Annotated in this window: 15 protein-coding genes; 8 read left to right on the top strand and 7 right to left on the bottom strand. The window is 41.7% G+C overall.

From position 1 onward, the window contains the following. Positions 1-169: 169 nt before the first annotated feature. The 3 genes from era (at position 170) to HCZ91_RS08520 (ending at position 2,827) form a co-directional block, all read left to right on the top strand. Positions 170-1,135 (top strand): GTPase Era, encoded by a 966-nt coding sequence (era, locus tag HCZ91_RS08530; protein ID WP_257020024.1) that lies wholly within the window; start codon positions 170-172, stop codon positions 1,133-1,135. Positions 1,136-1,198: 63 nt separating this feature from the next. Continuing rightward, positions 1,199-1,990, top strand: coding sequence for a DNA repair protein RecO C-terminal domain-containing protein (locus HCZ91_RS08525; protein WP_179799046.1), 792 nt, complete (start codon positions 1,199-1,201; stop codon positions 1,988-1,990). Between the two features lie 63 nt (positions 1,991-2,053). Beyond that, complete coding sequence (locus HCZ91_RS08520; protein ID WP_179799045.1) at positions 2,054-2,827, top strand: pyridoxine 5'-phosphate synthase; 774 nt, start codon at positions 2,054-2,056, stop codon at positions 2,825-2,827. 20 nt (positions 2,828-2,847) lie between these two features. On the opposite strand, the gene HCZ91_RS08515 is transcribed toward HCZ91_RS08520, so the two are convergent. Then, the gene (locus tag HCZ91_RS08515; protein ID WP_179799044.1) at positions 2,848-3,576 is read right to left on the bottom strand and encodes a GspH/FimT family pseudopilin; all 729 of its coding nucleotides are present in this window, start codon (positions 3,574-3,576) and stop codon (positions 2,848-2,850) included. A 584-nt stretch (positions 3,577-4,160) separates the two neighbouring features. On the opposite strand from HCZ91_RS08515, the gene HCZ91_RS08510 reads away from it, so the two are divergent. The 3 genes from HCZ91_RS08510 to mscL all read left to right on the top strand — a co-directional run bounded on the left by HCZ91_RS08510 (position 4,161) and on the right by mscL (position 8,371). Continuing rightward, complete coding sequence (locus HCZ91_RS08510) at positions 4,161-5,435, top strand: OmpA family protein (RefSeq protein WP_179799043.1); 1,275 nt, start codon at positions 4,161-4,163, stop codon at positions 5,433-5,435. A gap of 349 nt (positions 5,436-5,784) precedes the next feature. Further along, the gene (typA, locus tag HCZ91_RS08505) at positions 5,785-7,635 is read left to right on the top strand and encodes a translational GTPase TypA (RefSeq protein ID WP_179799042.1); all 1,851 of its coding nucleotides are present in this window, start codon (positions 5,785-5,787) and stop codon (positions 7,633-7,635) included. Between the two features lie 280 nt (positions 7,636-7,915). Further along, entirely contained in the window at positions 7,916-8,371 is a 456-nt protein-coding gene (gene mscL / locus HCZ91_RS08500; RefSeq protein ID WP_179799041.1) for a large conductance mechanosensitive channel protein MscL, read from the top strand. A gap of 112 nt (positions 8,372-8,483) precedes the next feature. Here the strand turns inward: mscL and HCZ91_RS08495 are convergent, their stop codons facing one another. From HCZ91_RS08495 to cysM, 6 genes are all read right to left on the bottom strand, one after another. After that, positions 8,484-8,924 (bottom strand): hypothetical protein, encoded by a 441-nt coding sequence (locus HCZ91_RS08495; protein WP_101204261.1) that lies wholly within the window; start codon positions 8,922-8,924, stop codon positions 8,484-8,486. Between the two features lie 286 nt (positions 8,925-9,210). Then, positions 9,211-10,152, bottom strand: coding sequence for a bifunctional DNA-formamidopyrimidine glycosylase/DNA-(apurinic or apyrimidinic site) lyase (gene mutM / locus HCZ91_RS08490; RefSeq protein ID WP_179799040.1), 942 nt, complete (start codon positions 10,150-10,152; stop codon positions 9,211-9,213). Between the two features lie 55 nt (positions 10,153-10,207). Beyond that, the gene (locus HCZ91_RS08485; protein WP_101204259.1) at positions 10,208-12,745 is read right to left on the bottom strand and encodes a bifunctional (p)ppGpp synthetase/guanosine-3',5'-bis(diphosphate) 3'-pyrophosphohydrolase; all 2,538 of its coding nucleotides are present in this window, start codon (positions 12,743-12,745) and stop codon (positions 10,208-10,210) included. 423 nt (positions 12,746-13,168) lie between these two features. Further along, entirely contained in the window at positions 13,169-14,701 is a 1,533-nt protein-coding gene (rlmD, locus tag HCZ91_RS08480; protein ID WP_179799081.1) for a 23S rRNA (uracil(1939)-C(5))-methyltransferase RlmD, read from the bottom strand. Positions 14,702-14,802: 101 nt separating this feature from the next. Beyond that, positions 14,803-15,627, bottom strand: coding sequence for a 3'-5' exonuclease (locus HCZ91_RS08475; RefSeq protein WP_179799039.1), 825 nt, complete (start codon positions 15,625-15,627; stop codon positions 14,803-14,805). A gap of 142 nt (positions 15,628-15,769) precedes the next feature. Next, positions 15,770-16,726 carry a cysteine synthase CysM gene (gene cysM, locus HCZ91_RS08470; protein WP_218870111.1) on the bottom strand — a complete coding sequence of 319 codons (957 nt, stop codon included), beginning with the start codon at positions 16,724-16,726 and terminating at the stop codon, positions 15,770-15,772. A gap of 606 nt (positions 16,727-17,332) precedes the next feature. Here cysM and HCZ91_RS08465 point away from each other — a divergent pair. Both HCZ91_RS08465 and HCZ91_RS08460 read left to right on the top strand, forming a co-directional pair. After that, a complete protein-coding gene (locus HCZ91_RS08465; RefSeq protein ID WP_179799037.1) occupies positions 17,333-20,962 on the top strand; it encodes an ATP-binding protein in 3,630 nt (1,209 codons plus the stop codon). A gap of 223 nt (positions 20,963-21,185) precedes the next feature. Continuing rightward, complete coding sequence (locus HCZ91_RS08460; RefSeq protein WP_179799036.1) at positions 21,186-21,998, top strand: crotonase/enoyl-CoA hydratase family protein; 813 nt, start codon at positions 21,186-21,188, stop codon at positions 21,996-21,998. Positions 21,999-22,217 lie beyond the last annotated feature (219 nt).

Below are 22,217 nucleotides of genomic sequence, written 5' to 3'. Positions count from 1 at the left end.
AACCCTATAGGATTAACTTATGAGCAATCATACTGATTTGCCATCAAACAATGAAGACAGCACCCAAAATTTGGGTGAAAATACAGATATTGATTCAAGCCAGAACAATATCGAAGTTACCGAAGAGACTCATGGTATTGATGCAGAAGATATTGCATTAGACAATGATATGGCTATTGAAGAGTTTTTTGCGCCAAGTAGCAATGCTCGTATGGCTGATGATTTTAGAGCAGGTTATGTCGCTATTGTTGGACGTCCAAATGTGGGTAAATCAACTTTGATGAACCACTTATTAGGTCAAAAGTTGTCTATCACTTCACGCAAACCACAAACCACCCGTCATCGTATTCATGGCATTTTGTCAAACCATGAAATGCAAGCGGTGTTTGTTGATACACCCGGCATTCACCGTAACGAAGTACGTGCTATCAATGAACGTATGAATAAAGCGGCGGTATCGGCGTTAGTAGATGTAGATTTAGTACTGTTTGTTGTCGATTCAGATCAATGGCGTGACGATGATTTATTGACCTTGCAAAAGCTTGGTGAGACCAATCTAACGGTCGTCTTGGTTATCAATAAGTCAGATACTCTAAAAGATAAAGGCAGCGTGCTACCACTTATCGAAACCTTCAACGATAGTTTCGATTTTGCTGATATCGTTCCTGTATCTGCACTAAAAAATCAAAACTTAGATCGTTTGCAAGAAGTGATTGCCTCACATTTACCAGTTGCTGCTCCCATTTATGATACAGAGCAAATCACTGATCGCTCTGAGCGATTTTTGGCCAGTGAAATCATTCGCGAAAAAATCATGCGTAGTGCGGGTGATGAAGTGCCATATGATTTAACGGTACAGATTGATGAGTTTAAAGACGAACCTGCACATACTGATCCAAAGACAGGGCGTCCACGCAAAGCTTGTACTTTCATCGATGCGACTATCTATGTTGAACGTGGTGGTCAAAAAGCCATCGTTATCGGTGACAAAGGTCAGCGTATCAAACAAGTTGGTATGGATGCTCGTAAAGATATGGAGCAGTTATTCGGTAAAAAAATCATGTTAACGCTGTGGGTCAAAGTGAAACGTGGTTGGTCTGATGACGAGCGTGCGTTGACCAGTTTGGGCTATTGATAGCGGTTAAGAACGGACGCTGCAAAAGTACTGTCTGCCTTTTAGCTATTTAGGTAATAAAAAATGCGTAATGAAGCGCTCGTCGGGTATTTATTGCATCAGCGTCCTTATCAAGAAAAGCGCGCTTTGTATTATCTTTTTTCTCAACAACACGGTGTGATACATGGTGTTGGAAAAAAGGGCGCGCCACTATTTATGCCGTTGCAGCTTTTTGCTACTGGTAAACGCGACCTAAAGACCTTTAATCAAATTAATATTGCCTCGCAAGATACAACTCAAGCTGACAGTGTTCAAAAAGACGGTGTTCAAAAAGATAATGCACCTGCTGTCTTAGAAGCCGTACCTTACGCTAATATCAGCGGCCAACATCAGTATGCCGCACTATATATAAACGAGATACTGTGGCGGCTGTTACCTACTGAAGACCCAATGCCTGTATTGTGGCAGCATTATCAAATCAGTCTACAACAACTCAAGCAGCCCTTAAGTAATAGCGAGCTTCGTCTCTGTCTACGTCAGTTTGAGCAGTATCTATTTACCGAATTAGGATTCACTTTAACGTTAACGCATGACAACGTTGAAGATCCCATCGAGTATGATTGTACTTACCGTTTTTTACCGGATGTCGGCTTGCTCCCTGTATTGGTACATAATGAAGAGTCTGAGCATTTAGCCAGTGAGTCTGGACAGACCGTCTTTAAGGGTGCGGATATCATAGAAATGGCACGTTTAGGTATTACTGAACAGACGCTGAACCATTGGTCCAAACTACATCGACATCTTATTGATCATTTGCTTGATTATCAGCCTCTACAAAGCCGTCTATTATGGCAGCAGCAGCAGCGCTATCAATAAAGTCTCAAATATTATCGTAGTATCAACTATATAAGTTAGGCTTAATTGCCCAAAGGATTTTTTATGAGTATCTCTGTATCTACCTCATCTGAAAACAATTCAAAAAAACCTTTGCTAGGCGTGAATATTGATCATGTGGCAACACTTCGTCAAGCGCGCGGTGTGAGTTATCCAAGTCCTCTAGCTGCTGCATTACTGTGCGAAAAGGCAGGGGCAGATGGTATCACTATACATTTACGTGAAGATCGTCGTCATATACAAGATGCTGATGTTTATGAAATGGCAGGGCAGTTGTCGACGAGAATGAATCTAGAGATGGCCGCAACTGATGAGATGCTTGCAATTGCCTGCGAAGTTAAACCTTTTTGGGTATGTCTAGTACCCGAAAAGCGTGCAGAGTTAACGACAGAAGGTGGTCTTGATGTTGCAGGGCAAGTCACGTCTCTAAAAGAGTATGTTCATAAGCTACAAGACTCTAACATTAAGGTTTCTTTGTTTATTGATCCAGATGATAAGCAGATTGCAGCTGCAATAGAATGTAGTGCAGACGCGATAGAATTGCATACGGGTGCTTATGCTGAAGCAGGATTAGCAAATGATACTGACGCACAGTTGGCTGAACTTAAAAGAATTGAACAAGCAGTAGCTACAGCACAGAGCATAGACGATAAATTGCTTATTAACGCAGGTCATGGTTTAAGGTGTGACAATGTGAATGCCATTGCAAAAATTGATGGTATATATGAATTAAATATTGGTCACGCACTTATTGCAGATGCGGTGTTTGTAGGACTGGAGAGCGCTGTGACAATGATGAAAGAGGCCATGTATAAATAGTTTTGCATATATGGCATCCATTACCCATTACATTTCGTAGGATGGTCTGCGTTAAGTTTATGTTTGACGATGCCAGATTGGTTAAAAGAGATTTGGTACATTGACTTGTTATAAGAAGAGGTAGGGCAATATTTTATATGACCGAAGTGTCCTCGCGGTCTGCCACTATCACCCCAAAATTTAGTGTAGTGACGCCTACCGCCAACTCGTAACTTCACTGTACTATATCTTAGGTTTAAGGATTGCTGAGTTAATAAGGTATCTACTTGAGAATCAAAATGCTTGTTGTTATTTTTATCTACGAATAGCAGAAGCGTTTTATCACTGTTCCTATGGCACTGCTGTGCATCATTCGATAAACAAACCAAGACATCCTGCCGACTTATATAACTTTCGGCCTTTGCTAAGGATAAGGTGTTCTCTAATTGATGCTTGACCCTTTGGGCTTCCATTCGTGCTAAGTGCGTTAAGATACTTGGCGCCGCAATAGCTGCAATAATTCCTAATACCATTGTCGTCACAGTTAGCTCAACGAGAGTGAAGCCGTCTGATTGTTTGGCGTTTGAAATATTATTATTTTGAAGGGATGATTTCCTATAACTGACTAACTTCAATAGTTTATTAAATAACCTAGATGCAATAGCTAAGAAATTATCAATTCCATACCTGCCTTTTCTACAAATAGGTAAACAAAAGGTAAAAATGACTATTCTCTTATAATGGGCCAGTACCTTACTAAGTAAGTTCATAATGCGCTACATCCTATAGCTATTTGTCATTCAAGTAGAAAACAACGTCTCACACATCCTTGTGTTGACTATCTTTTAAGCACACCAATTGTCCAAATTCTTTAAGTTTTTTCTGACTTAACTGTATATAAGACAGATGTAATTGCTAATTACTTGATTTTCAGAAGAATATTGGTTTTTTACAATATATATGTAATATATAGCGACTGTCAAAAAATGTTTCAATTAGTGAAAGAACGATATTAGCAATAGAGAAAAGATTCTAATTGTAATAAAATGCTTCAAGAAAATAGCTATCAATGGACTACTCATCTATCGCAAACTGATGTGTAAAAGATAAGAAGCGTAAGGTGTGTTAGTTCTGGGTAACTTAGACTGTTTACTGTGTTTTAGTTACAACATTATCGTGTAATAATGTGTAGCTCGTTAACGAAAAAAGTTGTAAACTGAATTAATAATCGCTAAGCTACTCCTTAATTGGTTTTGCTTTGTAACTTAAAATGCGTAAGAGATGTCTATCTTAGTACGTCTTGAGAATCGGTTTTGCTTAATGCATCACTAAAATTATCCTTTGGAGGAAGTCCATGAAATTGAATAAAATAGCTCTAGCCCTTGTTGCTGTAGCGGCTGCACCGATGGCAGCTAATGCTGGTGTTACTATCAGCCCATTGTTACTTGGTTATCACATGACTGAAGAATTCAGTGATACCTCTGACAAGCAGCGTGAAGTTCTTACTACTGGTAAGAATCTGCAAAACAATACAGATCGTGCCGGTAACGATAACGGTGGCGTAGCTAAAGAAAGTGGCTTATACACTGGTGCAGCACTAGGTATCGAACTTACTCCTTCTACTCAGTTCCAAGTAGAATATGGCGTATCTGATGCTAATGGCGAGGCTTCTGAAGATTCAGCGAAGTCTGGCGCTAACCGTTTTGACATCGAACAAGAAATGATTTCTGGTAACTTCTTGATCGGTACTGAAGAATTCACTGGTTACACTGATAGCGCACTTAAGCCATACGTACTAGTAGGTGCTGGTCAGTCTAAAATCAAAGTAGAGAACCAAGAACAGTATACTAACTCTAACGGTGAAGTAGTTGCTGCTGGTACTGAAGTATCAAATTCTAAAGACACTATTGGTAACCTAGGTCTAGGTGCTATGTATCGCATCAATGACGCGCTAAGCCTACGTGGTGAAGCTCGTGCGATTCATAACTTTGACAACAACTGGTGGGAAGGCATGGCTTTGGCCGGTCTAGAAGTAGTACTAGGTGGCCATCTAGCACCTACAGTAGCAGTACCACCTATGCAAGAGCCAGTAGTTGACAACACTCCAGTAGTTGTTGTTGAAGCTGATCTTGATTCTGACGGTGATGGCGTACCTGATAGCATCGATGCATGCCCAGGCACTCCAATGAACGTTGTAGTTGATGAGCGCGGTTGCCCAGTACCAGTAGACATTACTGACGAACTGAAAATGGAACTACGTGTATTCTTTGATAACGACAAGTCAGCTATCAAAAACCAGTACAAGCCAGAAATCGCTAAAGTAGCAGAGAAGATGCGTGAGTATCCTAACTCTACCGCTCGTGTAGAAGGTCATGCTTCTAAGACTGGTCCTTCAGCACGTTATAACCAACGTCTATCTGAAGCTCGTGCCGTTGCTGTTAAATCTATGCTAACTAATGAATTCGGTATTGCTCCAAACCGTCTATCAACTGTAGGCTATGGCTATGATAACCCAATCGCTTCAAACGACACTGAAGAAGGTCGTGCTATGAACCGTCGTGTTTATGCCATCATCACTGGTGACAAAACAATGACTGTTGAACAAACTAAAGATATGGTTGTTCAATAAGTATTAGCAAAATAACCGTATAGTAAAATATACAGTTACAAAAAAAGCCACCCATTGGGTGGCTTTTTTTTATTTATGTATTGAGAAAAGTGAGTTATTACATAAATTTATGAATCAATAATGTTATACTAGCCACCCAAACATTCTGTAAATTAACAGTATGTACATTAGCATAGCAATCTGTATGATGAATTCGTCAGTATAGATATTTGATTGTATTGAACTTTTTTATTTGATAGCATTCTTTTTTGCGTCATCTTAGATTCAATATCTATCTGATTGATGATGAAAGTTTATTCAGCAGCGCTTACTGCTACTGCATTTTTTTAAGACGAAACGAGCATTTTATATGGCGAACGATATCAAACACCTGCGTAACATTGCAATTATTGCCCACGTTGACCACGGTAAGACAACTTTGGTTGATAAGTTATTACATCAGTCTGGTACTTTTGGCGACCGTGCAAACATTGCTGAGCGTGCAATGGACTCAGGTGATATTGAGCAAGAACGTGGCATTACCATTTTGGCTAAAAACACAGCTATCCGCTGGACAGATAAAACTTCAGAAACTGAATACCGTATCAACATTGTTGACACCCCAGGTCACGCCGATTTCGGTGGTGAAGTTGAGCGTGTAATGTCTATGGTTGACTGCGTACTTTTGGTTGTTGACGCTGTTGATGGCCCAATGCCTCAGACTCGTTTTGTGACGCAAAAAGCCTTTGAACAAGGTCTAAAGCCGATCGTTGTTATCAACAAAATCGATCGTCCTGGCTCACGTCCTGATTGGGTAATGGATCAAATCTTTGATTTGTTTGATAACCTAGGTGCAAACGATGAGCAGCTTGATTTCCCAGTTGTTTATGCTTCAGCATTGAACGGTATCGCAGGTCTAGAAGCAGATGATTTAGCTGACGACATGACCCCATTGTTCAAAACTATCGTTGACGTTGTTCAGCCTCCACAGGTTGATGCTGACGCTCCGTTCCGTATGCAAATCTCAAGCCTTGATTACAACAGCTTTGTTGGTGTAATCGGTATTGGCCGTATTCAACGTGGTAAAGTTAAACTTAACACGCCAGTGACTGTTATTGATAAGCATGGCAAAACGCGTAACGGCCGTATCCTAAAAATTATGGGTTATCATGGTCTTGATCGTATTGACGTTGAAGATGCACAAGCAGGTGATATCGTTTGTATCACGGGTATCGATGCGCTAAACATCTCTGATACTATTTGTGATCCTAACAACGTTGAAGCGCTACCAGCACTAACGGTAGATCAACCTACAGTATCTATGAACTTCCAAGTAAACAATTCACCATTTGCTGGTCGTGAAGGTAAGTTCGTGACTTCACGTAACATTCGTGAGCGTCTTGAGCGTGAGTTGATTCATAACGTAGCATTACGTGTAGAAGACACTGAGTCTCCTGACAAATTTAAAGTATCAGGCCGTGGTGAGCTGCATCTATCTGTACTTATCGAAAACATGCGCCGTGAAGGTTTCGAGATGGGCGTATCAGGTCCAGAAGTTATCGTAAAAGAAGTTGATGGTAAGCTACAAGAGCCATATGAAAACGTTGTTTTCGATATTGAAGAAGAGCATCAAGGTTCTATCATGGAGCAGGTCGGTCTACGTAAAGGCGAGATGACCAATATGGAGCTTGATGGTAAAGGTCGTATGCGCATTGAAGCCACGATCCCAGCTCGCGGTTTGATCGGTTTCCGTTCTGAGTTTCTAACATTGACTTCAGGTAGCGGTATCATGACGTCAAGCTTCTCACACTACGGTCCACAAAAGATCGGTGATGTTGGTGGTCGCTCTAATGGCGTATTGGTTTCTATGGCAAACGGTACTTGCTTAGGTTTTGCTCTATTTAACCTACAGAAACGCGGTAAGTTGTTTGCTGAGCCACAGCTTGAAGTTTATGAAGGTATGATTGTTGGTCTTAACTCTCGTAACGATGATATGACTGTTAACCCGACGACTGCTAAACAGTTAACCAACGTACGTGCTAGTGGTACTGACGAAGCATTGACGTTGACGCCAGCAGTGAAATTCACTCTTGAGCAAGCGCTTGAATTTATTCAAGACGATGAGCTAGTCGAAGTAACGCCAAAAGCGGTACGTATTCGTAAACGCTACTTAACTGAAAGTGAGCGTAAACGTCACGGCCGTGGTAAGAAAGGTGCTTAATATCAATAAGTGAGTTACTTAGTAATTCATAGTATTGATGTTTGACGCGAACACTTAGTGTCAGTAGTTTCTAAGGGCACTAAGTGATTCAAAAATGAGCAGTATAAGGTGAGCTATTAGTGGTTCACTTTATACTGCTTTTTTTTATGTTGTAATCTTGGAAAAATACAGACAGAATGAATAGTGGTATTAATGTATTCAATTATTAACATGAAAGCTAGATGTGATACTAACTATATAAATATCTATTGGCTTATAGATAAATTTTGAGGAAAAAACAATGAGTATGGTTTCAGAGTTTAAAGAGTTCGCTGTCAAGGGTAACGTGATGGATTTGGCAGTCGGTGTCATCATCGGCGGGGCTTTTGCTACCATCACAAAATCTTTGGTAGATGATATTATTATGCCGATTGTCGCTTTCATTTTTGGCGGCGAGATAAATTTTGAAAACATGTTCTTAGTTTTAGGCGATGCACCTGACGGTATTGCTTTGACTTATGATGCGCTCAAAGAAGCAGGTGTACCTGTATTGGCTTACGGTAGTTTTATTACCGTACTTATTAACTTTTTAATCTTAGCTTTCATCATCTTTATGATGGTTAGAGGTGTCAATAAAATGCGCCGTGCTGAAGAAGTAGAGGAGGTTATTGAAGAAGCAGTAGAAGAGCCATCAGAGGAAGTGAAGTTGCTGCGCGAAATCAGTGCAAAATTAAGTAATACTAGTATTACGAAATAAATTATCAACTCGTTGACAATAAAAAAGGCTAACTACTCGTTAGCCTTTTTTTCTATGAAATAGTCACAGTTATTTTTGTAAACTATTTGGTGTGCCTACTAAAAGCAAATTGTTATGGAGTAACCACTACATAGTCATTGGTGTTAATCAGAATTTCTGATGGTTGATCGACAACGATACGTACTACGTTATTATCAACAACTTGAGATTTATAATAGTTGTCTTCTGCAACTGTGCAGCCTAAACAACGTCCCATCGCATTCCAAGGTTCAACAAATAGCTTCTGCTGTGCTTGATCTGCATTACCACCAATAAGTGAGAAAGGTAGGCTTACGATATAAGCTGCTGTTCCAGCTACCGCATTAACGAGTTGAAGTGGTTTGCCAACAATCGTATCGACTACCATCGTTTCATATGAAGGACCGAAATCAGTTTCATCAATTTCTATAGCTGCAAAAGTAGGCTGGATAGTTGCAGCTACCAATCCTAGAGTTGCCAATACAGTAAAAAATCTCTGCTTAACTGTGCGTTGAGTTTTTGCTTTAACAGTCATAACGATATCCTGAAACTCATAGTATTATGATTAATGGCTGCTGCTATCTTCACACAGGAATCTTGCGGCAACAATAATTAGGCTAAATATTACAGAAAAATAAATGATACGCACTATTTATGTAAGCGCTAGCACTATTAAAGCAAGATGCGCGCTAATAAGCAACAAAAATGAGAATAATCTAGTGATAGCTTTGGCAATATTTGATACTTTCAAACAGTAGATACTGTATCTAAATATTATCTTAATCCAAACGCAGCACAAGTAATCGGATATCATTTATTAGCTATTTTAACGGCTGACAATTTGGACAATAAACACTGGCTCTACCAGTAAGCTTGATGTTTTCTAGCGTCGTACTGCAATGCAGACAGCTTTCTCCTTGTCTGCCATAAACATTTAAGGTTTGCTGAAAATATCCAGTTTGACCACTTGCGACAGTAAAGTCTCGTAGGGTTGAGCCACCAAGTTTGATCGCTTTTTTCAAAATATCCTTTATATGATCAACCAAAATCACCATTTGCTCATAAGAGATTTGATTGGCAGGAGTGGCAGGATGGATGCCTGATAAATATAAGCTTTCTGTTGCATAGATATTGCCGACACCAACCACCACTTGCTGTTCCATGATGACAGATTTTATCGCTCGAACAATGGGTTGCCGTCGTTTATTGGGCTGAGTATTATCGGCTTTGCTATCGAGCTCATTTCCATCAAGTACTGTAATACGTTTAATTAAGCCATACAGATAATCTGCGGTAAACACATCAGATAGGGGCTCAGGACCCAAATGATCCAGTAGCTTAGAACCATATTCTTCATGCCAAAGCACTGAGCCAAAACGTCTGGGATCATAGAAGTGCAGTTGCGATTTGGTATGAGCCGTATCAGCAAAAGTAATCACTAGGTGATCATGCTTGCGCTTATCAGTACCATCGCTATGCTGTTGTAAACTGCCTGACATGCCTAAATGTATCAGTAGTTGACGCGGTGTGACCATATCAGCCGAAACCGAAGCACAATCATTGGTGACTATGGGCAAAAAATTAAGTATCAGGTATTTTGCTCGGCGTTCCACACTATCTAATGTGTAATTGATTAAGACATTCAAGTCATCTGGCATCGCCCAACGCAATTTTGGCTGAAAGACCTGCACATCAACCACCCGTTGTCCCAACAACGGTGCAAGGCTGGTTTTTGTGGTTTCTACTTCAGGTAATTCAGGCATAGTATTTTTTGACAACTCTATTGTGGAATAAACAACGACTGGCTTAAGGTTTTATTTACACGACTGCACGGCGTGCGTGCAAAATACCATGTTGCTGCTCTAATTTTGCGAGCAACTTAGATAGATGTGCTAAGCCTGAGACTTCAATATGGAACTTTAAAAAAGCAATATTGTCGTCATTACTTAACGTTTGAACTTGGCGAATATTGACGTTTTCTTTATCAATTATCTGTGTCAAATCACGTAGCAAACCGCGTCTGTCATATGCTTCGACATGAATATCAACAGGCTGATAACGACCAATCTGTACTTGCCAAGCGGCTTCTATCTTGCGCTCAGGATCACGCTCGACCAGACGTAAGTACTCTGGGCAGCCTCGATTATGCACGCTAACGCCACGCGATAAAGTGATGTAGCCAGCTATCGGTTCGCCATGCACAGGATGACAACAACCTGCCAAATTGATTTCGATATTATCCAAACCATCGATATGGATTTTATACGCATCGAGCTTACCTGTATCTCTATTATCTACATGAGGTACAAAGCTCTCTGGTGGTATCTCAGGTTCAAGGTGTAGCTGACGAGAGATATGACTGGTTAACTGATTAAGGCCAATATCACCTGTCACCAGCCCTACAATAATATCGTCGGTCGTATTGACATGAAAATGCTGAATATAGTCGTTCAGATCAATACTATTAGGATGAACAGATAGGCGCTCAAGCTCTTTGCTAAGCATTTGGCGACCTATTTCAATATTCTTATCACGGTCTTGCTTATTGAACCACTGGCGCAGTTTTGAACGGGCACGGTTGGTATGAATATAACCTAACGAGGCTACCAACCAATCACGATTGGGCTCACGTGATGCCTTAGTGATAATCTCAACTTGCTCACCTGTTTTCAACTGATACGTCAGTGGCACATAGCGCTGATTGACACGAGCAGCCTGTGCACGGTTGCCAACTTGAGTATGCACATAGTAGGCAAAATCAAGAACGGTCGCGCCTTTTGGTAGCTCAGTAATATCACCGTCACGACTAAAGATATAAATACGTTCTAGCTCATCAAAATCAACGAGTTGCTCTTCTTCGTCAAACTCGATATCATCTATTTCTTCGCCCGCTACAACAGCTGAGCGTGGCTGATTGCGAGTTTCGTTATTGATAGATAATAATTGGCGTAATGAGCTGATTCTTTGATTCAGATAATTGTCTTTTTTGTTCTTTAGCCCTTCTTTGTAATTAACGTGCGCACACATGCCAAGCTCGGCCTCAAAGTGCATCTCATGAGTACGAATCTGGACTTCTAGTGACTTATTTTCCGCAATTACAGCAGTATGTAGCGAGCGATAACCATTAGACTTAGGGTTAGTAATATAGTCATCAAACTGCTCAGGAATATAACGCCATAAGCCATGTACTAGGCCTAAAACGTGATAACAGTCAGAAGGGCTATTGACCAACACACGTAAGGCGCGAATGTCATAAAGCTGATCGAACGATAAGCCTTTGAGCTTCATTTTTCGATAAATAGAGTAGATATGTTTGACGCGCCCAGATACTTCGCCTTCGATACTGGCATCTGCTAATGATTCATTTAGCTTGTCTTGTACGCGCTGAATATAGGACTCACGTTCGCTACGTTTTTCTGACAGCAGCTTAGCAATTTCTTTATAGCGGTCAGGCGCAAGATAACGGAAAGCTAAATCTTCGAGCTCCCATTTTAACTGTGCAATACCTAAACGATGGGCTAATGGCGCATAAATAGTCATGACTTCACGTGCGACACGCGTTTGACGCTCTGGCCTAGAAAACGTCAATTCACGCATGGCGAAAGTACGTTCAGCCAGTTTTATCAGTACCACGCGCACGTCGTTGGTGACAGAGATGAGCATACTATAAATATTTGATAGCTGATCACGCTGATTATTGACGAAATGGTCTTCTAAGCGCTTGTTACTCTCGATAATCTCCGACAGTTTACCCATTGCAAGGGTGTCTTTAACAAGCGTCAAAATATCTGGACCAAAGTTTTTTTCAACTTCAGCGAGACTAATGATTGATTTGCGCGCACTGCGATACAGCATGGCCGCGACCAGTGCTTCTTCATCTTGATAAAGATAGGTCAAAATATCAGTCATACCAATACCGGTCACATAAGCGCCTGAACGCTCAGATTCACTGGTATTCATATGACTGCGAATAAACTCGCAAGCTGCACTTAGGTTGGGTACTGACTCTTGTCCAATACGCTTGGCCACATTATCTAGCCAAGTAGGTACATCGATATTGGCTTGGTCTAAGTCGACTGCCTCAAGCTCTTTGTTTGATAGCGCATTGGTATCATCCAAATACTCGTCTTCAGTGTGAGGGTCATGCAAATGATAAGTGTGTGCAGCTGAGCGATCAAAAGTAGTATGTAGCTTGTGGGTTGCCAACTGGTATTTGATGTCGAGGGGAATTTGGGCATAGCTATTGGCTGACTGGTGAGAGCGTTGGCTCGCCACCAGTTGTGCCGCAAGTGTTGCACTATCGGCCTGAGTGGTCTGTCCATCCACCAGCGGTAATCCTTCACGAATTTTTACCATAGCCGACTCCTCTTAGCTATTTTGAATTGATTATAACCTCATCTACTATGCACACACTCTGAATTAACGATCCATAAAGCGTCAGCTATAAACCAATACAACTGCTGAAAATGTTATTTTTAGCAGCTATAAAATGCGCGTAAAATATATAAAGCTATGAGTGCAAATGCTTGCTATGTAGCGATTGGAAACATCATCAAAAACATAGGAAGATTGTTTACTATTATCTCATTTTAAAGTGACAAATCAAGCGAGCCTCTGTACGGCTGTGGTCAATTACGCTAAATAATGACTATTTATTAGCACAAACTTATCAAAGCTTTGAGTTATCTTAGATAATTGTAATAACGCTTAAATGTCTCTTTAATCAGGTTCAACTATCAGTCATTTCTAGCTATCAATCATTTTTGAAAATTAATAACGTTAAACTGCTACTTTTTCAAAGCGAGCGATAGATTCAACATGACCCGTATGGCAGAACATATCCATCACGCCAGCATGAGTCAGACGATAGCCTTGTTCTAACAATGCTTTTGTATCACGAGCAAGGGTCGCTGGATTACAAGAGACATAAACAATGCGCTCAGCATTAAATTTTGGCAAATATTGCATAATCTCCCAAGCACCAGAGCGCGGTGGATCAATCAACAGTGCATCAAAGCCTTGGTTAGCCCATGGCTTATCAGTACAGTCTTGAGTCAAATCTTGACTATAAAACTCAGTATTGTTGATACCGTTGCGACGAGCGTTGTCAGCAGCACGTTCGGTCATGGCCTCACTGCCTTCGACACCGACTACTGAGCCTGTCTCGCCAACGAGGCGCGCTAGCGGTAAGCTAAAGTTACCTAAACCACTGAATAAGTCTAGTACGCGTTCGCCTGCTTTTAAGTCCAATAAGTCACAGGCAAGCTTGGTCATCTGACGGTTCACAGATAGATTTACTTGAGTAAAGTCAGTAGGGATAAATTCAAAAGTCAGATCATACTCTGGCAATTGATAATATAAACGCCCAAATTGCTCGCTCAAATCATCAGCGTCTGTCAACGCAATACGTTGGATGCTATCAACGCCTTTCGACTGCAAATATAGCTGCCAATTACGCGCTGCGAAAAATACTTTTAGTTTGTCTATATCAGCGTCTGACAACGGTTCTAAATTACGTACGATGAGCGCAACTGGCTGATTGCCATCAGGTAGTTCTGGCAGTTGCTCACCCATTGCAAGCTCAAGCTGAGCAATCTTGTCACGGCTTTCTAAAGTGCTAATAAGCGTTTTTAGGTTTTCAATCTCAAAGCCAATACGCGGATCCAAGATATGACATTCATTTAGCTCTGCCAAGAAGTTACTTGAGCGCTCACGAAAGCCGACAAGCGCGGTTTCTTTTTTGACGACATAGCGTACGCCCAAACGTGCTTTGGTACGATAGCCAAGACGATCGCCGACCACAGGAGGGAGCCAATTGTCCGGTTCCGCGTTGGCTTGGTGCATCAGCATTTCAGCCAGTACCGACTGCTTGAAGTTTATTTGACCATCTGGTTGCCAATGTTGCAAGTTACAACCGCCGCAGGTACCGAAATGCGGGCAGGGTGGTACAGCACGTTCAGGGTTTGGGTTGGCAGTGATATTAATGGCATCGCCTTCTTCAAAGCTAGCACGGCTGTTAGTTATTTTTACTAAGGCGCTCTCACCGGGTAGGGCAAAGCTAACAAAGATCTTTTTGCCATGCTTGTCTTCAGCATGACCTTCAGCAACGTCAAAACCATTACCATACACAGCAACACCGCGACCATCATGTGATAAGCCATCTATATTGAATGGAATTGGCTCTGCATCTTTTAGACGACGACGTGTCTTTGATGATGGCTTTGATTTTTTCTTACTCGGCGGAATGACAATCGTTTGGGTGTCGTTTGTTTGAGCTTCATTCGTTTGAGCGTTACTGTTTTGCGCTGCCATATCAGATGCTGTAGATGTTTTTGAATCGGTGGGTTGCATAAACCTGCCTTAATAATAAATAACTAGAAGAGGGGAATAAAAAACTACTAATAATGCGAATTCTATAATTCGGGTGCCGATGACCAGTCAGCGATAAACTCTTGATGTCGCGGACTACCGTCAGCTTGGGTATACTTTGCCAGATAGTCATAGCTCTGCTGCTGCCAAGCATCAAAATCTTGTGAAGACAACTGTCCTGTTAGACGTAACCAGCGTAAATAAATAAGCCAAGTATTCATCACATCAGACTCACAGTATATAGATAGGGTCTGCCAGTCACCGCTACCAACAAGCGCGCCAACCATGCTGCCATCCACGTCAGTTTTACCGGGTAATCCGTACAGACTTGCGACGATATCCATAGCTTCGCGGCGGCTGGCACCGTACTGGCTAAACCGATCCATCAAGTCTAGATGACGCGTATGAAAGCGATTAACATAATTATCAAAGCGCATGTTTTTAATACGCTCGCCTTCTTCGAACAGCCATGGTGCTGACAAATCATATTGCATGGCACGATATATCAGTACAGGTATGTCAAAGCCTGAGCCATTCCAACTAATAAGTTGTGGCAGTGTCTCAATGTCATTAAACGCTCTAAAGAATTTGGCTAGGATTTCTTTTTCACTAAATTTATCGGCAGTCAAAGAAAATAGCGATAACTTACCATCTTTGATATACAGAGCTGAGATACAGACGATACGCTGTAGTGGCAAGCGCATAAAGTCGTGCCCTGCCTCTTGTGTACGTATGGCTGTCAGCGCGCTTAACGCATCTGCATCGTTAAGATCGGCCAATTGCGGATAGATACGGCGTGCTGCATCGACATCGGCAACAGTCTCGATATCGAAAACTAAGATAGGGTCGGATGGTAGCGCTTGTGACATAGATAATCCTGACTATTTATGAGCTTATAGTTAATTCATTATAAAAGAATGACAACATTAACCTTGCTTGAAGTATTACATCTGCACTTGGCCGCTTTGCACTTCTTTTAAATTAACGATACTAAATGGTATTTCTTATGCATTAATTAACTTCTGCGCTGCTGTTGTTCGTATTACTATCATCAACGTTATATAAACCTGTTGATAAATAACGATCGCCACGATCGCAAACAATGAAAGCAATAACAGCACTAGGATTTTCTTTTGCCACTTGGGTCGCTGCCCATGCAGCTGCGCCCGAAGATACTCCAGCAAAGATACCTTCAGTCTTCGCCAACTTACGCATATAGACTTCGGCAATACGCTGATCGATATCCATCACTTCATCAATCAAGTCTGCATCAAAAATACCTGGCATATAAGCCGCTGGCCAACGGCGAATACCAGCAATCGAAGCTTCTTCGTCAGGCTGTAGGCCAATGATTTTGACGTCTGAATTTTGCTCTTTTAAATAACGTGACACACCGGTAATCGTACCTGTCGTGCCCATTGAGCTAATAAAATGCGTAATTTTACCTTCTGTCTGTGCCCATAGCTCAGGGCCTGTAGTCAGGTAATGTGCTTGGCTATTGTCAGGATTATTAAACTGATCCAATACAACCCCTTTGCCATCTGCTTGCATCTGTAATGCCAAATCACGCGCAGCTTCCATACCTTCGTCTACTTCAATCAGCTTTGCGCCATAAGCAATCATGGCATCTTTACGCTCTTGGGTAGAGTTAGTTGGCATCAGCAACGTTATCGGGTAGCCACGCATCGCAGCAACCATGGCCAATGCAATACCAGTATTGCCACTAGTGGCTTCAATCAACATATCACCAGGCTTGATATCACCGCGTTGTTCTGCTTGATAAATCATATTAAAAGCAGGACGATCCTTTACAGAACCCGCTGGATTATTGCCTTCAAGCTTAGCTAGTACTGTGGCACCATTGGCAATGTGCTCTTGCTCAGGCAGGCGTTGAAGTTGTACCAGCGGCGTTTGACCAACGCAATCAGCGAGGGTAGTGATTTGAGTAATAAAGTTAGCATTTGACATGGCCGTAGTGGACATAAAGTATCCTTTTCTATTTTTTAAATATGTTTTTAATGGCTTGTTTTTGATGGAAGCGCTGTTTTTATTGTTTGATCATAATTTTAGACAGTCGCTTGGGTTATAGGTTTACGGTGATAAGCGAGCTAAAAACGAAAGGCATTAGAGTGCGCTCTCATATGTTATGACTATGAGCGATATATTGTGGTAAATAAAAAGTGGCTTTATTATATCATTTTGTTTTCAGCTGCGCTTATCGCATCAAGGATTAATAGTCACTGTATCAGGTCAATATCAATGTTACGTTGAGGGTTGCAAAAGTAGGACCATTGCTTAAAGCCATATTCTCTTTAACACAGAGTGGTTGGCACTCTAATTATAACGTTATTCATCACATGGAATGCCTAACCAGAACTTATAGAATCCTGTTAAGATAATCTTGAGTTGTATATCAATTGTCTTATCAGAACCAATTACTTTATTAACAATTAGTGGCTTCATTAAAAATAGCGCCTTACCCAGATGCTCTGAGATGATGCGCTGCAAGTATCACAAATACTGACATTATTACGAAAATTCACGGCAAGAACCTTAGTAGAGAGTAGACCTAGCATGGCATATAAAAAACGTTTCGATACCAGTAGTGCTTATGGTCAGCTGATCATACTGGTGTTTTTGCCTATCTGTGTGTTGGCAGCAGTAGGCGGCATTTTGGTATTTCACGAAACCATGCGTGCAAGCGACTCGGAGCAAGAAGTATTGGCCGAAGCGGTACTTATTCGTTATACACCAGTCATAGCTGAACTGATTCCTGAGCTGCTAGAACAAGAGCGCCAGCAAGTAGGGAGTAGTGCTGAGAGGACCCAGCAAGCGGCAATGACGACGCTAGAGGGTATCCAAGATAAGCTTGGACGTATGCAGTCTGAGCAGCATGTACAGCGCATTGCTATTATTAATGAAGGCAATCAAATACTAGCAACAGTCGGTTATGGTCTCAATGAAGAATGGCCGCTAATCAGTGATTCCGCAAGCTTTTTGTCACAACGACCAACGCCTGTAGGCACAGCGTATGGCAGTGTATTGGGAGAGTTTGAAGGGCAGACATTGTGGTTACTTGTCGATATGGATAACGAGCCGCTCTACATTGCACGCTACCGTATTGCGATGGCGTTAGTGATTACTGGTTTGTTTACTATCCTGATTCTACTATTGAGTCTAAATATCTATTCGAAACGTTGGATTGCCCCCATTTATGAGCTGCGTTTGCAGTTGCAGCGTACCCATGTCGATAATTTATACCAACCTGTACCCGTTGAGTCAGATGGTGAACTGAATCTATTACAGCAAGATCTAGTCAGAACGTTGCGCCGCTTACATAGAAGCTTTCAAGAGCTCAAAGACCATGCCGAGCAAACTGAGGATGATTTACGTTTGGCATTTGATGAGATGGAGATGCAAAACATCTCTATTCGAAATGCACGTGATGCAGCTATTTCAACCAGCCAAGCAAAATCTGCGTTTTTAGCCAATATCAGTCATGAACTGCGTACACCATTGAACAGTATCGATGGTTTTATTAACTTGCTGGCACGTCATGGCGAGCTCAATCCTGAGCAGGACTTGTATGTACAGACCATACGTAAGTCCTCAGCACACTTGCTCGCTTTGGTAAATGATGTCTTAGATTTTTCTAAAATTGAGGCAGGCAAGCTAGTACTGGATCGTCATGAATTTGATCTTTATGACACTATTTATGATGTGGTTGATATGCTATCTCCTGTCTCTGCGGAGAAGGGTTTGCGCATGGCAGTACTGTTTTACAATGATGTGCCGATGCGCATCAACGGCGATGCGTTACGTCTTAAGCAAGTATTGACCAATATCGTTGGTAATGCCATTAAATTTACGGATAGTGGTGATGTGGTGGTGCGTGTGAGCTTAGATGACCACCGTGATAATTATCTGATGATTAGTGTGCAAGATAGCGGAAAAGGCATTTCTCTGGCAGATCAAAAAATGCTGTTCCAAAGCTTTAGCCAAGGCGATCCATCAATCACGCGTCAGTATGGTGGTACAGGGTTGGGTCTGGTCATCTCCAAACAGTTAACGCGCTTGATGGGCGGTGATATTGGATTTCATGATAATGCGCAAGAGAATATTGCCAACCAAGGCGCGACTTTTTGGTTTCGCATGCCAGCCCATGTCGACGTGCTAGAGGCGGCCACAGGACAGACGATTGAATTGCCAGTATTAGCGCCACTGGCGAGCGAGACCGATGAATTTAATGTACTGGTTTGGATTAATCATACCGCTTCGATACAAGTACTAAAGGCTAGCTTGCAATATTTACCGATTAAATTGACTCAAGCCAACTCATTACCGGGTGTGCTTGAGTCATTAAAAGAGCATGGTAATTATTGGGATTGGGTCATCGTTGATGATGACACGCAAGACGATATGATGGCGCTCCTCAAGCAAATTCGTCTGCATTATCAAGGCAAGCTTGCTGTGTTTGGCTATCAAGTGGCGGCTGATCAAGCACTGCTAAACCGCTATCATGCCAATATACTGTACGAACCATTAGACAAAAGACAACTCTATGCGATGCTCGATACTCAAAGCCGTAGTACACCGCAAAGCTTGCAGGAACCACGCTGGAAAGGGGTCACGGTACTGGCAGTTGATGATCATTTGCCTAATTTATTAGTGCTTGATGCTCTACTGAGCGAGCTAGGGATTCAGGTAGTCACAGCGAGCAGTGGGTTTGATGCTATCGAGATTATCAGTAAACAACAGACCAAAAACATCAAAACTACCAAGAGCGATAAGCAAAGCCTATCGAATAAAACGCAACTCTCTAAAGCAGAAACACGTGATGAGATAAATAAGAAAGCAAATAGCGCGTTCTATCATGAAGACACGATCGCTGACGATAAAGCAGCTACGCAAGACAAAGACAATATTGATTTGATATTTATGGATATTCAAATGCCGCGTATGTCAGGTCATGAGGCAGCTAAGCAGATTCGAAATATCGAAAATGCGGATAGTCGTATCCCTATTATCGCTCTGACCGCGCATGGGTTGGCAGATGAACGTGACAAACTTATAGCCAGCGGTATCAATGACTATGTCGGCAAACCTATTAGTCAACCTCAGTTATTGCAAGTGCTACAGAAATGGCTTGGTCGCAAGAGTACCACACCACAATTGACCGCATTGCCCGATACAGATTTGCAGAGCTTTGGCTTACAGCATCCAGATTTGCAGAGTGATAATTTACAAGATGCTAATGTACAAGGTGCTAACGTAAAGGGTACCGACCCAACAGGGGCTGAGTTAACTCCTATTGACTCGCTGCGTGGTTACTCAATCAATGACAATGATTTATCGAACGACTTGCTCTCTAACAAGGTAAATAATAAAGAGTCTCAAGCCAGTTCAGGTATGTCTTCAGATGACTCAACCTCTACTTATCCAATAATAAGAGGAGACGGAGTAGATCGTAACAGCACTTCTGTCAGTAGCGAGCCGAAAATTACCCGTCCACTATCCTTGAAAAAAATCCGTGATGATTATCTGCGTGATAGCCAGCCTCGTGACGGCTATAGACGAGATACTGCGCGTGATATTCAGCCGCGCTATGAAAGCTTACGTCTACAAAAACAAGGTCAGTCACCACTACTACAATTAACAACAAAATCTATCGACAACTCTCCAGATAGAAGCTCTCAAGACCAAAGCTCTCATGATAGTGCAACTAACGCTAATTCGACTCTACACGAGCAAATCAACAATGACCTTAGCCAAAATAATATAAGCAAAAGCGATACCTCAAACATTTTAGATTGGCAAGATGCGCTCACTCGTTCAGCGAACAAACCTGAATTGGCGGCCAAGCTTATTATCATGATGATCGATACTATCAATGATGAAAAACAGGCGCTTATTCAGGCATGGGAAGCTCATGACCGCAATATGCTGGCACAAATTGCCCATCGTATATTGGGCGGTAGTCGATATACGGGTGTACCACAATTGCGTCAGGCCAGCCAAGATTTGGAAGATAAGTGTCTGCTGAATGTACAGCATACGACACCTGTGCAATTTGCAATGATTGAGCCTTATTATGAGGCATTATTAACGGCGCTAGACAACCTGCAAAAGGTAGATTTATCATCTTATCCGCAGCTTAATTATCATCGCTTAAGCGAAAATGACATGACGTGGAAAATGATATAAGTTGAAGATGAGGTAATAAGGTCAGAATCATTCAGGTTCAGAGATCGATAAGTAACTTCGTTAAATTTGCTAGTCGCTATCAACTAGACAATCTATATCTGCTGTATATGAAACTGACTATAGTATCGTGGCAGTCAGTTATTACTACGGTACAACAAAGACAAGCCTGCTAATATTGTGAATATCAGCACCATATTTATTTTATTCATTAATAAGGATTGTTATGAACGCGATTGCAAGTTACCAGTATGAGACCTTACAAGTTAGTATTACAGACAACATACTGACGGTTACCTTAAATCGTCCACATAAAAAAAATGCCATGAGCTTTCAGGTAATCAATGAGCTGATTAAGCTGGCAGGTCGTATTAGCAAAGACAGAACCATACGCGCAGTCATTCTAAATGGGGCAGAGGGGACTTTTTGTGCAGGGATTGACTTAGGAGACTTAAATCATCCAAAGAACACAGCATTTGCGCTTTGGGAATTGATTAAACCATGGCAAAGTGCGTTCCAACGAGTATGCTTGGTATGGCGTGATCTGCCAGTGCCTGTCATAGCGGTATTGGAAGGGTATTGTATCGGCGCTGGACTACAGTTGGCATTGGCTTGTGACGTACGTGTCAGTCACCCTGACTGTCAACTATCTATTATGGAAGCTAAATGGGGGTTAGTGCCAGATATGGGACTGACCCAATCAGCATTTGGGGTCCTACGAGAAGACACTCTAAAAGAACTCGCCATGAGCGCTCGTATCATCGATGCTAATCAAGGCAAAGAGTTAGGCTTGATTAGCCATTGTAGTGAAGCACCTCTTGAACAGGCACAAAAACTTGCTGCTGAGTTTGCAGAGCGCTCTCCTGATGCAGTGCTAGCAAGCAAACGCGTGATAAATGCGATGTATGATCAACCTGCTAAGACTCTATATAAAGAAAAAGCATGGCAGCTTAAAATGATGCTTGGTCGCAATCGTAAGCTTGCTCTCAGAAAAGCAAAGCAAGCCAGTACTTTATTTGCCAAACGTCAATTCCGCTAAATTTTTTCCACTAGCAACTTTGCTAGTTCTGTTTTTTATTTGACTCGCTTTAATGTAAGAGGGCTATTATCTAAGAACACCAGACATATTTTGATAAGTTCTTTCGACGAGTTTTAATTGTTAGCGGTTGTTTCGCCAATATCTTATAGCCATTGAAATGCAAGCAGATAGCACGATATAGCATTGTCTGCTTGCACCGATGTGGGTAAAGATGCACTA

This window comes from Psychrobacter sp. BI730, assembly GCF_013414195.1.
GTDB lineage: Bacteria > Pseudomonadota > Gammaproteobacteria > Pseudomonadales > Moraxellaceae > Psychrobacter.
This window is presented reverse-complemented; position numbering and strand designations above follow the sequence as displayed.